This is a genomic window from Gilliamella sp., from assembly GCF_024104075.1.
Classification (GTDB): domain Bacteria; phylum Pseudomonadota; class Gammaproteobacteria; order Enterobacterales; family Orbaceae; genus Gilliamella; species Gilliamella bombi.
This window is the reverse complement of sequence record NZ_JAGGHR010000030.1, coordinates 12,982-28,403: the sequence shown is the minus strand read 5'-3', so window position 1 is coordinate 28,403 and position 15,422 is coordinate 12,982. Positions and strand designations below refer to the sequence as shown.

The window sequence follows — 15,422 nt, the reverse complement described above, 5'->3', positions numbered from 1 at the left end:
CATAATCAGCATATATTCAGCGATTCAATAGATAGAAAACAAAAACTAAAACGCTTTATTAATTTTTATAATACCGTTAAACCACATAAAGCGATTTCAGGGAAAACGCCTTATGAGTTTTTAAAGGATTATTTTAACCATGAAGTGTAAACAACTCGGCGTTTTCCTACAGTTTATTACTAGCCAACTTAGTCAAGAAAGTTTGTATACAAAACATATACACAATTCAGTGCAACTTGATGCAAGTAACTTTTAGCTTAGCTATTTATCATATAATATTTTTTTGGAATTAGATAAGAGTTTAAATAAGAAGAATGGTGGGTTGTGAGGGGATCGAACCCGCGACCAATTGATTAAGAGTCAACTGCTCTACCGACTGAGCTAACAACCCACTTAAACATTTCCGTTTATTTTATATAAATTATATTAATAATGCAAGTTATCAATTTAATTTTATTTGTCAGGAATTTTGATATAAATCTCAGAAATATCAAATTCAGTATTATAATATTGTAAAATAAAATTAGTTATAAAATCAATATTATTTATCTAACTAAAACTTGTTGTCATAATTTACATTAATTCGCAATTTAACTTTGGAGGCAAAAATGAAAGTATCATCAATTACAATGCTTATCTCAATGGGATTAGTAAGCTCTTTGGCTTATGCTCATACAGCAAATGAAATTATAATTCGTGGAGGACCGGTTTATGTTCATCCTCAAGATAAAAGTGATCATGTTAAAGTAGGTGGAGTAAAAAGCGATCTAAAAGCAAAGGCAGATAACGATACCCAACTTGGATTAAACTTTCAATATATGGTTACTGATAATATTGGTGTCGAATTGCTAGCTGCAACGCCTTTTAGCCATCAGCTTAAGTTAGGTGGTGGTAATTCAACAGGCCTTTCTGGTGCTCATTTAGGAAAAATTAAACACCTACCGCCAACATTAAGTGCTGTTTGGTATCCGCTTGATTCGCAATATGAGTTTCAACCTTATCTTGGAATGGGCATAAACTACACCTTCTTTTTTGATGAAAAACTCAATGGTGAAGCTAAAAAGGCTGGGTTCCATGGTTTAGATCTTGATAGTTCCTGGGGCTGGGCAGCACAGGTTGGTGCTGATTATACTTTCAATGAAAATTGGCTCGTTAATGCTCAAATACGTTATATTGATATTGAAACGAAAGCAACTACACATTTAGGCAATACAAAAGTGACAGCCAATTATAAGCTTGATCCTTGGGTTGCTATGATTGGAGTTGGGTACAAATTTTGATTTAATAAGTATAAAAGCCTCTCATTTGAGAGACTTTTTATTATTAATATTAAAGATTTTTTATCAACAAATACTGTTCTTGCAGTTTGGCTTTATCATTAATATAACCTTGTTGTTTTTCTTTCTCTTTAGTGACCACTGCCGCAGGTGCTTTATCAACAAAGCTTGCGTTAGATAACTTGTTTGCAATCCGCATAATTTCACCTTCAATGCGTGCAATTTCTTTTTCTAAACGAGCAAGTTCATTTTCTTTATTAATTAATCCTGCCATAGGTATTAATAATTCTGCACCGTCAACTAATTTAGTTACTGATAAAGGTCCAGTTTCATTTTCATCTAATAAGACTATTTCAGATAATCTTGCTAATGATTCAATAAAACTAATATTATTACTAGTAATTCGATGCACTGTTGGTGACGCTTTACGAATTAATAACTGCAGAGGCTTACTTGGTGCAATGTTCATTTCTGCACGAATATTACGTACAGCAATTACCGCATCTTTTATCCAATTAATATCTGCAACTGCCTCATCATTTGAAGACTGGTTATCAAAAATAGGCATTGGTTGTAACATAATGGTATCAGCTTTAATACCCATTAGTGGTTTTACATTTTGCCAAATTTCTTCCGTTATAAATGGAATAATTGGATGAGCCAGACGTAATAGAGCTTCTAATACAGTCACTAACGTATGACGAGCAGCACGTTGCTGCGATGCTTCGCCATTAGCTAAAATGGATTTCGTTAGTTCTAAATACCAATCACAGAACTGGTTCCAAGTGAACTCATATAAAATATTAGCAGCCAAATCAAAACGATAAGTATCAAATGCCTCACGATAAGTTTTAACTGTTTGATTAAATTCAGCCAAAATCCATTTATCAGCTAGCGAATAATCTAAATCTCCTCCTTTAAAACCACAATCATGCTGCTCAGTATTCATTAACACATAACGGCTTGCATTCCATAGTTTATTACAGAAATTACGATAACCTTCTAAACGTTTTAAATCCCAATTAATATCACGCCCTGTTGATGCTAGTGCTGCGAGTGTAAATCGTAGCGCATCAGTACCATGCGCTTCAATGCCATTTGGAAATTGCTTTTCTGTTCGCTTAGCAATTTTCTCAGCAAGTTGTGGTTGCATCATATTGCCTGTTCGTTTTTTTAACAAATCAGCTAATGAAATACCATCAATCATATCTAAAGGATCGATAACGTTTCCTTTAGATTTTGACATTTTTTGTCCTTCTTCATCACGAATTAGACCTGTGACATACACCGTTTTAAATGGGACTTGCGGTTTTCCATGTTCATCTTTTATAAAATGCATGGTCATCATGATCATTCTAGCTACCCAGAAGAATATAATATCAAAACCGGTCACTAGCACATTCGTTGGATGGAACGTGGTTAAGTCGTCAGTATTTTCTGGCCAACCTAACGTTGAAAATGTCCAAAGCGCTGACGAGAACCAAGTATCAAGCACATCTTCATCTTGCTCTAACTCAATATCATTTGGCAAATTATTTTCACGTCGTACTTCAGCTTCATCACGCCCCACATATACATTACCTTGTTTATCATACCAAGCTGGAATACGGTGTCCCCACCATAATTGACGGGAAATACACCAATCTTGAATATCATTCATCCAAGAAAAATACATGTTTTCGTATTGTTTTGGTACGAACTGAATATCACCATTTTTGACGGCATCAATGGCTGGTTTTGCAAGCACTTTGGCTCGCACATACCATTGGTCCGTCAACATAGGTTCAATAACAACACCGCCACGATCACCATAAGGAATGGTTAAATCATGAGGTTCTATTTTTTCCAAAATACCTAGTTTTTCACATTGTGCAAGAACAGTTTTACGGGCAGCAAAACGCTCTAAATTCTGAAATTCTAATGGTATATCAGTTGAATATAACGTGCTAGGTTCCCCATTAGTATCAAATACTTCAGCTTGTGTACGAATATCACCATCAAAAGTTAGGATATTTATCATTGGTAACTGATGACGACGCCCAACTTCGTAGTCATTAAAGTCATGAGCAGGTGTGATTTTTACACAACCAGTACCTTTAGTCATATCGGCATGTTCATCACCAATAATAGGAATGCGACGATTTACGAACGGTAATACTACAAATTTACCAATCAGATCTTTATAGCGTGGATCTTCAGGGTTAACAGCAACACCTGTGTCACCGAATAGTGTTTCAGGACGAGTTGTGGCGACAACTAAATAATCTTTTCCTTCTGATGTTTTCATACCATCAGCAAGAGGATAACGTAAGTGCCACATTGAACCTTTTACTTCACGATTTTCGACTTCAAGATCAGAAATAGCTGTACGCAGTTTTGGATCCCAATTAACTAAACGTTTGCCGCGATAAATCAGATCTTCTTGATATAATCTAACAAAAACTTCCTTAACGGCATTGGATAAGCCTTGGTCCATTGTAAAACGCTCACGCTCCCAATCAACTGAATCCCCTAAACGGCGCATTTGCTTTGTAATGCTGCCACCTGACTCAGCTTTCCATTGCCAGATTTTTTCGATAAATACATCACGACCATAATCATGACGAGTTTTGTTTTCTTCTGCAGCAATTTTCCGCTCTACAACCATTTGCGTTGCTATACCTGCATGATCGGTTCCTGATTGCCACAAAGTATTATTGCCTTGCATACGATGATAACGAATTAAGGCATCCATAATAGTTTGTTGAAATGCATGCCCCATATGTAAACTCCCAGTTACATTTGGTGGTGGGATAGCAATACAGTAACTTGGTTGGGACTTATCGCCATTGGGTTTGAAATACCCACTTTCTTCCCAATGTTTGTAGATAGGTTGTTCAATTTCTTGTGGATTATAAGTCGTATTTTTCATAATTAATGCATAAATCCTGATTTAAGGCATAAAATTTTGACCATTCTACAGTAAAATAGCTAAACAATAAATTGGCAGAATAATAAACTCGTTGATTTAATCTTCTTAAAAAATTTTTATTACACGACAAATGACAAAAAAACCGCTTTATATCAAGCGGTTTTATATATCTATCACGAAAATATTGTTATAACTAGGGATGTTGATATATAAAATTATCAATTAACCGTGTTTTACCAATATAAACGGCTAATGCACATAAGCTATCTTGCTCAAGCATATCAACCGATTGTAAAGATGCTAGATCAACAAATTCAATATAATCAATTTTAGCTAAGGGTTGATTGTTTATAAGCTCATGCATAACTTTTGTAATAACAGTTACTGACTTTTCTCCCTGCTTTATCATTGCTTTGGCACTTTCTATAGCTTGATAAAGGCAAACAGATGCGGATCGTTCGCTTTCAGACAAATAACTATTACGTGAGCTTTTAGCTAGCCCATCAGCTTCACGCACAATCGGACAACCAACAATCTCAATATTAAAATTCAGATCATTTACCATACGTTTAATTACAGCTAGCTGCTGTGCATCTTTCTGACCAAAATAAGCACGATCAGGTTGCGTAATATTAAATAATTTTGTGACAACAGTGCAAACACCTTTAAAATGCCCTGGACGCTTTTGTCCACATAATGCGTTGGTTAAACCATTAACGTCAACATAGCTGCTAAAATTAGGAACATACATTTCATTAACCGTTGGGCAAAAAATCAAATCTACCCCCATCTGCTCACAAGCAACTTTATCTCTATTTAAATCACGAGGATAGCTGGCTAAATCCTCAGAAGGACCAAACTGGATAGGATTAACAAAAATGCTCACAATTACTTTTTGGTTTTCCTTTTTAGCCGCAGCCATCAGACTTTGGTGACCTTCATGCAAATATCCCATTGTGGGAACAAGCCCTATACTATACCCAGCTTGACGCCAAGCTTTTACTTGTGCTTGGACTTCTTTAATTGTACTTACAATATTCATTTGTATTAGCCCTTATGGTTAATAGTAAATTCAAGCTTGAGTTTCTCTATAACATTATCTTCAATAGAAAACTCATGATTTGTAGCTGGGAACTGTCGATTATTAACTTCTTGGCAATACAATTTAAAAGCTTGTTTCATTTGTTCACCAATCGATGCAAAAGATTTCACAAATTTTGACGAAATACCATCATACATTGATAACATATCTTGATAAACTAGCACTTGCCCATCACAATCCCCCCCCGCTCCAATGCCAATCGTCGGAATATTAACTAATTGTGTGATAAATTTCGCTAAACCTGCCGGAACACACTCAAGCAAAATAGCTGCAGCACCAGCTTTTTCAACCGCTAATGCATCAAGAACAATATTTTTAGCATGTTCATAATCCTTACCTTGAACTTTATACCCACCTAAAGCAAGTACAGATTGTGGCATTAACCCAATATGCGCTACAACAGGAATAGATGCTTGTGTAATCATTTTGATATGTTCATAAAATGCTTGCCCACCTTCAAGTTTCACTGCTTGAGCTTGCCCTTCTTTGATTAAACGACCTGCATTTAAAACCGCATCATATACAGACGTGTGATAAGACATAAAAGGTAAATCTGTCACCACAAAAGCTGACTTAGCGGCTCTTGCTACTGCTTTGGAATGGTGAATCATATCCTCCATAGTAACCGATACAGTACTATCGTAACCTAACATCACCATTCCTAAAGAATCACCGACTAACAGACAATCTATACCACTTTCGTCCATTAATTTGGCTGTAGTATAATCGTATGCAGTTAACATGGTAATTTTTTGTTGATTTTGCTTGCGTTTTTGTAGTGTAAGAATTGTATTTTTCAAGGTAACAGCTCCAGCTCTAATTGTCGATAATCCTTATTTGGATGTTTTTTCCGACTAATATTAAGTAAAATAGTTGATAATTGTAGATAAATCGGCTTGAGTTCATCAGGCATTGCCATAATATGTTGTTTGATAGTTTCAATATCACCACGTTCGACAGGTCCAGTCAAAGCATTGATCACTCCTACTTTACCAATATTATTTGCATTTCCTAGAAATAATGGATGCCAAGCCTGTTCACTAAATTCAGCATCTAGTGTACATTGTTTAAACAAATCAACACCGATTTGAACCAATGCAATAACTTGATTACTTAACATAACACAAGCAGCATGATACAACGGTTTTTTACTTGCAGGTAAAATTGCTAAAGGATTATTTAGTGGAGCTAATGTGGCTCGTAATTGAGGGATAATATTTTCATTTGCTTCAAGAGTAAAAGAGATACCTGACATTGCCATATAGCAACTAAATCTATCATAAATAGCATATAAAGGATGCAAAGAAAACGCAAATGGGTGAACAACCTTATGTTGACTAAAAATATGTGATGTTAACAGACCACTACAATGACCAATCCATTTGTTAGCAATAGATAATTGACAAAGTTCTTGCCAAACTGTGACTATTTGACCATCAGGTACTGTGACTAATATGAAATCACTATCATTAACTAATTCAGGTAAAGAAGTATAATGTTGGCTTTGAGTAAAATCACTTGCCTCTTTTGCATGTTCATAGGTTTGGCTATAAAATCCAGAAATCTGCATTCCACATATAGAAAAATACTTAGCTAAAGTGCAACCTACTTTACCTGCACCGATAAAACCAATAATCATTACAACTGTAAATTATTTGAAGTCGTTGCATTATAGCTTAATCAGCTTGATATTCAATCAAATTAGATATCAATAACATTTAAAATAAATAAGTAAGATATTATTTTAATAATTATAAAATTAAAAAAAAACAGTAGATTATTTATTAATTAGATACAGCAAGAAGGAAACAACACATGAAATGTAGCCATTAGGTACCTTTTGAAGATTACCAGAACCAAACGAGGTAAAAGCTCAAGAAGTATTTTTCAGTATAAAATTGTTACATATTTTTTATCATAAATTCATTTATTTCATCTAAAAACAAGTTACCATATTTTTGTAACTTAATTTTACCCACACCAGTAACGTTAATTAACTGTTTTTTACTTTCAGGTTTAGTCTGAACCATCTCAAGCAATGTTGCATCACTAAAAACAATATAGGGAGGAATATCTTCAGCATCGGCAATACTTTTGCGTAATCTTTTAAGATTATTAAATAAAATACGCTCTTCGTAAGATAGAATTGTTGTTAAATTAATTGCTCTTGCATAGCGATTAATTCTGCTTTTCTTAACAATTTCTAAACGTGGTTTAGCTAATGATAATGATATTTCACCTCTAAGTATTAGACGCGCTTTTTGTGTTAACTGAAGCGTAGTAAAAGCAGATATATTTTGACTTAAATACCCCAAATAAACTAGCTGTCTAATAACACTTAACCAATAATCTGATGAATACTGCTTGCCGATACCATAAACCGATAACTTATCATGACCATTTTCTTTAATTTGAGTTCGCCCAGAACCACGTAACACGTCAATAATATATTGAGCACCATAATGCTGTTCTACACGATAAACACAAGATAAAACTTTTTGTGCATCAATTAAACCGTTATAAAGCTCTGGAGGATATAAACAAACATCGCAGTTATTACATGGTTCGGTCCTCTCTTCACCAAAATAATTAAGCAACACAATGCGCCGACAAGTCAAACTTTGTGCAAAAGCCTCCATTGCATTGATCTTTTGTAATTCTATATCTTGATGTTGACCATTCCCTTTTTTAATAACTTGTTGCTGATACCAATTAAGATCTTTACTATTAAATAATAGTATAGCTTCAGCTGGTACACCATCACGACCTGCACGGCCTGTTTCTTGATAATAAGATTCAATCGTTCTTGGGCTATCAGCATGAACAACAAAACGCACATTAGGTTTGTTAATTCCCATACCAAATGCAACGGTAGCTACAATAATTTGCACATTATCTTTTATAAAATCTTCTTGGGCCTGTTGACGTTCATTATTAGTCAACCCAGCATGATAAGCCTTAACAGAAAACCCACGGGAAGCAAGCCTAGTTGTCATATCTTCAACTCTAGAACGGCTTGAACAATAAATAATTCCACTATTACCTTTTTGCGTCTCAATAAAAGAAACAACTTGTTCAAATTGATTAAATTTTTCAACAACTGTATAACGAATATTAGACCGATCAAAGCTTCTTACTACAACCAATGGATTAACCAAATTAAGTTGATGAATAATATCCTTTTGTGTCATTGTGTCTGCTGTTGCAGTCAATGCAACAATAGGGACTTTAGGGAAACGAATAGAAAGTTGTCCTAATTGCCTATAATCAGGCCTAAAATCATGCCCCCATTGAGAAATGCAATGCGCCTCATCAATAGCTATTAATGAAGGAGGATACTCATCAATTAATGAAGAAAAAGAGTAAACACCCAATCTTTCAGGAGAAACGTATAATAGTTTTATTGAATGATCCAAATATTGCTTGATAACTTTTTGTTGTTCTATAGATGATTGTGAGGCATTAAGATAGGCAGCAGCAATACCATTAGCTAATAATTGATCAACCTGATCTTTCATCAAAGAAATTAAGGGTGAAACAACTATTGCTGTTCCTGGTAATAAAACTGCGGGAATTTGATAACATAAAGATTTTCCGCCCCCAGTTGGAATAATTGTTAAAGTATCACGACCATCAATAATAGATTCAATAATTTCTCTTTGTTGATTTCGAAATGACTTGTAACCAAAAACATTTTGTAAAACATCTTCAATATGATCTTTTATTGACATACTAACCTAAACATATAAAATCCGACTTGGGCTAGCGAGTATAGCTAAATTAAAGTAAACAAACCACCATCAATTTTCGAAAACTGGTAATTCAATCCGAAAAATAAAATGTTTTTTAAACAGCTGCATTAAACAATATCTATTGTAATTTTTAGAATTTATTACATATAATGTTAATTCTATAATAAATTTAGTTCAACAGACTAAAAAAAAAGCTATTTTTTTATTTTTTTACTTGATACAAACCGATTTGACAGTTAATATTTACGTGTTTCAAATATACGCCCGTAGCTCAGTTGGTTAGAGCATCACCTTGACATGGTGGGGGTCAGTGGTTCGAGTCCACCCGGGCGTACCATATTATGGTCTATTTACAATTATCCAAATAAACCAGCTTATTATCTATTCAATTAGAATATAGCTATATTAAGCCCTAGCAATACCCCCTGTTACTGACATGAGAAAAATAATCAAAATAAACATCGTAAAAAATTACCTAACCTGTAGTAATTTATATTTGCCTTATTAATTTGATTATTTTTTGTTAAAAATAACTAGTATTAACACTATTATTGAAATAGGAATATAAATAAACCATAGGTATAAAGGAGCTAAAATAGTAAGAATTTAAATTAATTGATATCAGATAATTTCATACATTTACATAAAATCCAATAAATACTAAAGGATTTGTTGATTTAAAGTCATATATTTTGTGATAACACATTTTTAACAAAAAATTCAATTTTAGAACCTTGGCAATTACTAACATTTATAAAAAACTCCTACAAACAAAGATCATCTTATAGCTAAAATGAATATCATTATAATAATTAATTAGTACCATCTTTTTAGGTAGTATTTATAATGATAAATATGATTAAGTAATTAGAGAGAGAGAGTTTCTCTTGAGCTAATTAGAACTAAAGAAGGACTTTATTATGAGTAATATCTTTGATGATAATTCACAAACTATTGGGTATACACCATTAGTCAGATTAAAACATTTTGGTCACGGTAATATTTTAGCCAAAGTTGAGGCTCGCAATCCAAGTTTTAGCGTCAAATGCCGCATTGCCTCAAACATGATTTGGGATGCTGAAAAGCGTGGTTTATTAACTACTGATGTTGAACTAATTGAACCAACAAGTGGTAATACTGGGATTGCACTTGCAGCTGTAGCCGCTGCTCGAGGCTATAAGCTAACGTTAACCATGCCTGAAAGCATGAGTATTGAACGCAGAAAGCTACTAAAAGCCTTAGGTGCTAACTTAGTATTAACTGAAGCTGCTAAAGGTATGAAAGGCGCAATCGAAAAAGCAGAGGAAATGGTGGCAAGGGATCCTAAAAAGAACCTGATGCTACAGCAGTTTAGTAATCCTGCTAATCCAGAAATTCACGAAAAAACAACGGGTCCTGAAATTTGGCAAGATACCGATGGTAAAGTCGATATTTTTATTGCTGGAGTAGGAACGGGCGGTACATTTACAGGTGTAACACGTTATATCAAAAAAACGCAGGGTAAAAATATAACTGCTGTTGCCATTGAGCCAACCAACTCACCAGTAATCAGTCAAACACTAGCAGGTGAACCAATTAAGCCGGGACCTCACAAAATTCAAGGTATTGGAGCTGGTTTTATTCCTGCAAATCTTGATTTAAGTTTAATTGATGTGGTAGAAAAAGTATCAAATGAAGAAGCGATCGAAACAGCCCGCAAATTGATGGAAACAGAAGGAATCTTAGCAGGAATTTCATCTGGTGCCGCCGTTTATGCTGCCGATCGATTAGCAAAATTACCAGAAAATGCTAATAAAACTATTGTAGTCATTTTACCTTCTTCTGGTGAACGCTACTTAAGTACTGACTTATTTAGTGGCATGTTTACTGAAAAAGAGCTCGGTTAAATTCCAAATAGAATTAAACTTGATTAATAAAAAAGCGTGGCTGAGCAAATAGCCACGCTTTTTGTTAACATAAACTAGTATAATTTTAACTGTTCAATTATCCTGAATAATCCCAAAATGCTGATACGCATGAGGTGTAGCAATTCTACCGCGTGGCGTTCTTTGGATATAACCTTGCTGAATTAAAAAAGGTTCAAGTACATCTTCGATCGTTTCACGCTCTTCACCAATTGCCGCGGCAATGTTATCTAAACCAACAGGACCACCCATAAATTTTTCTATAATAGCCAGTAATAATTTGCGATCCATATAATCAAAACCTTCATTATCAACATCAAGCATATCTAGCGCTTGAGTAGCAATTTCTTTGTCGATAACACCTTTTGATTTTACATCGGCATAATCGCGCACACGGCGCAAAAGTCGATTTGCAATTCGGGGGGTACCGCGTGAACGTTGGGCAATCAAATGCGCACCTTCGTCTGACAGATCCATTCCCAAAAATTTAGCGCTACGGCTAACAATATATTCCAAATCCTCAACCCGATAAAACTCAAGTCGTTGTACAATACCAAAACGATCTCGCAATGGTGAAGTTAACGATCCTGCACGGGTTGTTGCACCTATTAATGTAAAGGGGGGAAGATCGATTTTGATTGAACGTGCTGCAGGCCCTTCACCAATCATAATATCTAATTGATAATCTTCCATTGCAGGATATAAAATTTCCTCAACAACAGGAGACAATCGGTGGATTTCATCAATAAACAATACATCATTGGGCTCTAAATTAGTCAACATAGCAGCTAAATCGCCGGCCTTTTCAAGCACAGGTCCTGAAGTAGTACGTAGGTTAACATTCATTTCGTTGGCAACAATATTAGCTAACGTGGTTTTTCCTAATCCTGGCGGCCCAAAAATTAACACATGATCAAGTGCATCACTGCGTTGCTTAGCTGCTTGAATAAAAATCTTCATCTGTTCACGCACTTGCGGTTGCCCAATATATTCATCCAAACATTTAGGGCGAATAGCACGATCTAGTGACTCTTCTTCCTTTTGCGCTTGTGGAGCAATTAAACGATCCGCTTCAATCATAATCAATCCCTATTTACAGTGCCGACTTTAAGGCTTCACGAATCAGCGTTTCGCTATCCATTTCTGGTTTAATTACTTTATTAATAATACGGCTAGCTTCTTGTGGTTTATAACCTAATGCTATTAAAGCCGAAACAGCCTCGCTTTCAATTTGATTAGCTAACTTTTGAACACTATCTACATCAGAAACCAAGCTAACATTTGATGATTGCTCACAAAAATGTTTAAGGCGATCTTTCATTTCAACAATTAATCGTTGTGCAGTTTTATTACCTACGCCGGGCAATTTAACTAGTGTTTTAATTTCACCTTGTTCAACAGCACTAATGAATTGTGCTGCTGACATGCCCGATAAAATGGCTAACGCCAACTTAGGACCAACTCCATTAACTTTAATGAGTTCTCGAAACAATTCACGCTCTTGTTCTTGATTAAAACCATACAGGATTTGGGCATCTTCACGCACGGAGAAATGTGTTAACACAATGACTTCTCGTCCATTTTCGGGTAATTCATAAAAACAGGTCATCGGCATAAACACATCGTAACCGATGCCACCGACTTCTATCAAGACTTTAGGAGGTTGCTTTTCAATAATGGTACCACGTAAACGACCAATCACAATATATCCTTAATAATAAAGCATAACAAATAAGCAAATAATAAGGTGTAGTTTACCCGATAGCAAAAAAATAATAAAGAAAAACTGTATAAATAGACAGGCAATAAAAAAACAATATTGCCGACTTGATACTCAAAGTCGGCAATATAAAAAGTTTAACTAACTAAATTAGTGCGTTAACTTAAAACGGCATTTTAAAACCTGGTGGTAATTGCATACCACCAGTAACCTGAGCCATTCTTTCTTTTTGTGCTTCATCTAAACGGCGAGCCGCATCATTATAAGCCGCAGCAATAAGATCTTCTAACATCTCTTTATCATCATCAGCCATAAGCGATGGATCAATTTCAACGCGCTTACAGTTGTGAGTACCATTAATAGTGACTTTAACTAAGCCAGCACCTGATTCGCCAGTAACTTCTAATTTAGCGATCTCCTCTTGTGCTTGTTGCATTTTAGCTTGCATTTGTTGGGCTTGTTTCATTAAATTGCCCAAACCACCTTTTCCACCTGAAAACATAATAATTCCTCATTAAAAAATATAGTCCGCATTATACAGGACGAATACTGGCTTCATCAATCTTAGCATCAAAATATCGACAAATTGTAGCCACTTTTGAATCTTCGGTAATGGCTATCTTCGCCTGCGCAAGTTTTTCTTGGTATAACTCTTCGCGCATTTCAACTGGTGTTTTATAATTCACATCATCAATAATAATATCTACATCAAGCTCTTGGTTACGATGTTTGCATAGCGCTTTTTTTACCTTGATCACATTCGATACCGAATTAATTAAATGCTTAACGGTTGAACGCAAATGCAACACAATCGTTCCACTATCTACTTGTTCAAAAGCTGAATTAACTACGATTTGCTTAATTAACGGCGGTAAATCTAATTGCTCAATCTCGGCACACCAGGCATCTTTTTGCGCCATTTCGGTAATTAATTTCTTAGTCATTTCAGGAGTTTTATCACCATTTAGTGACTCACGAAAAGCCTTAGTATCGACCAGCAATTCTTCCTTCATTGCAATTAGACCACTGGCTTGCCATCGATAATTTTCAGCGGTAATGTCTTCTTTACTATTGCCGTTATCGTTGTTATCGATATCGTTTACTGGCACAGAGCTCTGTTTAATTCGTGTTAGTGATTTATTTATTACTAAATTTTTTGGTTGAATTACATCAACCGATTCAGACTTTTTTGGATATTGTTCCTCTTTTAACAACTGCATACGCATTTCTAAAATGCTTTTAGTCACCGACGACACATCATCAGGAATCGTTAGATCCGCCGTTGCTGGTTTGGCTTTAGATGTTGACGCTGTTTTTGAAGACAAAACGGTTAAATCGTTTAAGTCGTTGTGCTGACTTTGCTCATTTGTTAATGACGAACTTATCACTGATTGTGGTGTATTCTGTTCGATATGATTAACTGGCTGGCTCACTGTTGCAAGTATAGGATCAGATTGCTGAATTCGAGATTGTTTTTTAGTTTGATTTACAGCCTGATTATTAGCTTCTGCTTGCCTTGATACATTCGCATGCATTACTGCTTGTGATTGCGATTGGGTATTAGGCGGTTCTTTAGTTTGCTTTTGAGTTTGAGTCTGCTTATTGCCTTGAACAGATGCCGAACTAGCCATAACTGGTGGTGTAACAGCATCAACCACCTTTGGCATAAAGGCTAAAGCGCGTAAAAAACTCATCTCGACACCAATTTTTTTATCAGGCGAAAAAGAAAGCTCTTTACGACCCATTAGCAAAATTTGATAAAACAACTGCACATCGTTAGGTGCCATATATTGTGCTAAAAAACGTATGCGCTCTTCATTATCAATATAATCACCCAAAGCAGTTGGCACTACTTGTAATAACGCAATTTGATGCAATAAAGTAATGGTTTCGGCTAACAGATTATCCCAATCAGCGCCCTGTATAGCAGCTGCTTCAATTTGTTGCATTAAGGCATTACCATCACTATTATGTAATGCTTCAACAATTGCAAAAGGAACCGACTTATCAAGTGTACCAAGCATTACCGACACTGATTCTGCATCGACCTTACCGTTACCAAGAGCAATCGCTTGATCGGCTAAACTCAGCGCATCACGCATACTGCCATTAGCTGCTTTAGCTAATAACCCAATCGCTTTCGGATCGCTGCTGATTTGCTCTAATTTTAAAATATGTTCAAGTTGCTGGCCAATTAATGTTGTATCTAATACATTTAAATGTAAATGCAAACAACGTGATAAAATAGTTATAGGTAATTTTTGCGGATCTGTAGTTGCCAATAAAAACTTAACATGCTCAGGTGGCTCCTCTAGGGTTTTAAGAAGTGCATTAAAGCTACTGCGCGATAACATATGCACTTCATCAATCAAATAAACCTTAAAGCGCCCTTTAGTTGGTAAATATTGGATGTTATCAAGTATTTCACGAGTGTCTTCGACCTTGGTACGAGATGCGGCATCAATTTCAAGTAAATCAACAAAACGACCTTGTTCAATATCACGACAATTATCACAAACTCCACATGGTGTAGCAGTAATGCCTGTTTCGCAATTCAGCCCTTTTGCTAACAAACGCGCAATTGACGTTTTACCTACTCCTCGAGTGCCTGAAAACAAATAAGCATGATGAACTCGCCCTAGCGAAAGTGCATTAGACAAAATTTTAAGGACATGTTGCTGCCCCACAACCTCAGAAAATGATTTTGGTCGCCATTTGCGTGCCAGAACTTGATAACTCATAATCACCATAACTCA

12 protein-coding genes and 2 tRNA genes are annotated in these 15,422 nt (G+C 35.4%); 4 read left to right on the top strand and 10 right to left on the bottom strand.

Annotation, left to right across the window (positions count from 1 at the left end):
* Nucleotides 1-12 precede the first annotated feature (12 nt).
* The gene (locus J6569_RS11285) at nt 13-150 is read left to right on the top strand and encodes an integrase core domain-containing protein (RefSeq protein WP_366941256.1); all 138 of its coding nucleotides are present in this window, start codon (nt 13-15) and stop codon (nt 148-150) included.
* A 165-nt stretch (nt 151-315) separates the two neighbouring features.
* Here J6569_RS11285 and J6569_RS08910 read toward each other — a convergent pair.
* Nucleotides 316-391: transfer RNA gene (locus J6569_RS08910), tRNA-Lys, on the bottom strand.
* Nucleotides 392-608: 217 nt separating this feature from the next.
* Between J6569_RS08910 and J6569_RS08905 the strand changes: the two genes are divergently transcribed.
* Nucleotides 609-1,280: an OmpW family outer membrane protein gene (locus J6569_RS08905; protein ID WP_085164020.1), complete on the top strand. Its 672-nt coding sequence runs from the start codon at nt 609-611 to the stop codon at nt 1,278-1,280.
* Between the two features lie 49 nt (nt 1,281-1,329).
* Here the strand turns inward: J6569_RS08905 and J6569_RS08900 are convergent, their stop codons facing one another.
* The 5 genes from J6569_RS08900 to recQ form a co-directional block, all read right to left on the bottom strand.
* A complete protein-coding gene (locus tag J6569_RS08900; RefSeq protein ID WP_296318276.1) occupies nt 1,330-4,188 on the bottom strand; it encodes a valine--tRNA ligase in 2,859 nt (952 codons plus the stop codon).
* A 193-nt stretch (nt 4,189-4,381) separates the two neighbouring features.
* Complete coding sequence (panC, locus tag J6569_RS08895) at nt 4,382-5,230, bottom strand: pantoate--beta-alanine ligase (RefSeq protein ID WP_296318275.1); 849 nt, start codon at nt 5,228-5,230, stop codon at nt 4,382-4,384.
* Between the two features lie 5 nt (nt 5,231-5,235).
* Entirely contained in the window at nt 5,236-6,090 is an 855-nt protein-coding gene (gene panB / locus J6569_RS08890; protein ID WP_065574775.1) for a 3-methyl-2-oxobutanoate hydroxymethyltransferase, read from the bottom strand.
* Nucleotides 6,087-6,929, bottom strand: a complete 843-nt coding sequence (locus J6569_RS08885) for a Rossmann-like and DUF2520 domain-containing protein (protein ID WP_296318274.1) — start codon at nt 6,927-6,929, stop codon at nt 6,087-6,089. The genes panB and J6569_RS08885 overlap by 4 nt, the downstream gene beginning before the upstream one ends.
* Before the next feature lie 262 nt (nt 6,930-7,191).
* Nucleotides 7,192-9,021: a DNA helicase RecQ gene (gene recQ, locus J6569_RS08880; RefSeq protein ID WP_296318273.1), complete on the bottom strand. Its 1,830-nt coding sequence runs from the start codon at nt 9,019-9,021 to the stop codon at nt 7,192-7,194.
* Nucleotides 9,022-9,302: 281 nt separating this feature from the next.
* Between recQ and J6569_RS08875 the strand changes: the two genes are divergently transcribed.
* Together J6569_RS08875 and cysK are read left to right on the top strand one after the other, a co-directional pair.
* A tRNA-Val gene (locus J6569_RS08875) sits at nt 9,303-9,379 on the top strand.
* Nucleotides 9,380-9,962: 583 nt separating this feature from the next.
* Entirely contained in the window at nt 9,963-10,928 is a 966-nt protein-coding gene (cysK, locus tag J6569_RS08870) for a cysteine synthase A (RefSeq protein ID WP_296318272.1), read from the top strand.
* 93 nt (nt 10,929-11,021) lie between these two features.
* Here the strand turns inward: cysK and ruvB are convergent, their stop codons facing one another.
* From ruvB to dnaX, 4 genes are all read right to left on the bottom strand, one after another.
* Nucleotides 11,022-12,026: a Holliday junction branch migration DNA helicase RuvB gene (gene ruvB / locus J6569_RS08865; protein WP_296318271.1), complete on the bottom strand. Its 1,005-nt coding sequence runs from the start codon at nt 12,024-12,026 to the stop codon at nt 11,022-11,024.
* Nucleotides 12,027-12,039: 13 nt separating this feature from the next.
* Nucleotides 12,040-12,648 carry a Holliday junction branch migration protein RuvA gene (ruvA, locus tag J6569_RS08860; RefSeq protein WP_296318270.1) on the bottom strand — a complete coding sequence of 203 codons (609 nt, stop codon included), beginning with the start codon at nt 12,646-12,648 and terminating at the stop codon, nt 12,040-12,042.
* Nucleotides 12,649-12,829: 181 nt separating this feature from the next.
* Complete coding sequence (locus J6569_RS08855; RefSeq protein ID WP_296318269.1) at nt 12,830-13,168, bottom strand: YbaB/EbfC family nucleoid-associated protein; 339 nt, start codon at nt 13,166-13,168, stop codon at nt 12,830-12,832.
* A 31-nt stretch (nt 13,169-13,199) separates the two neighbouring features.
* Nucleotides 13,200-15,407, bottom strand: coding sequence for a DNA polymerase III subunit gamma/tau (gene dnaX / locus J6569_RS08850; RefSeq protein ID WP_296318268.1), 2,208 nt, complete (start codon nt 15,405-15,407; stop codon nt 13,200-13,202).
* Nucleotides 15,408-15,422: the final 15 nt, after the last annotated feature.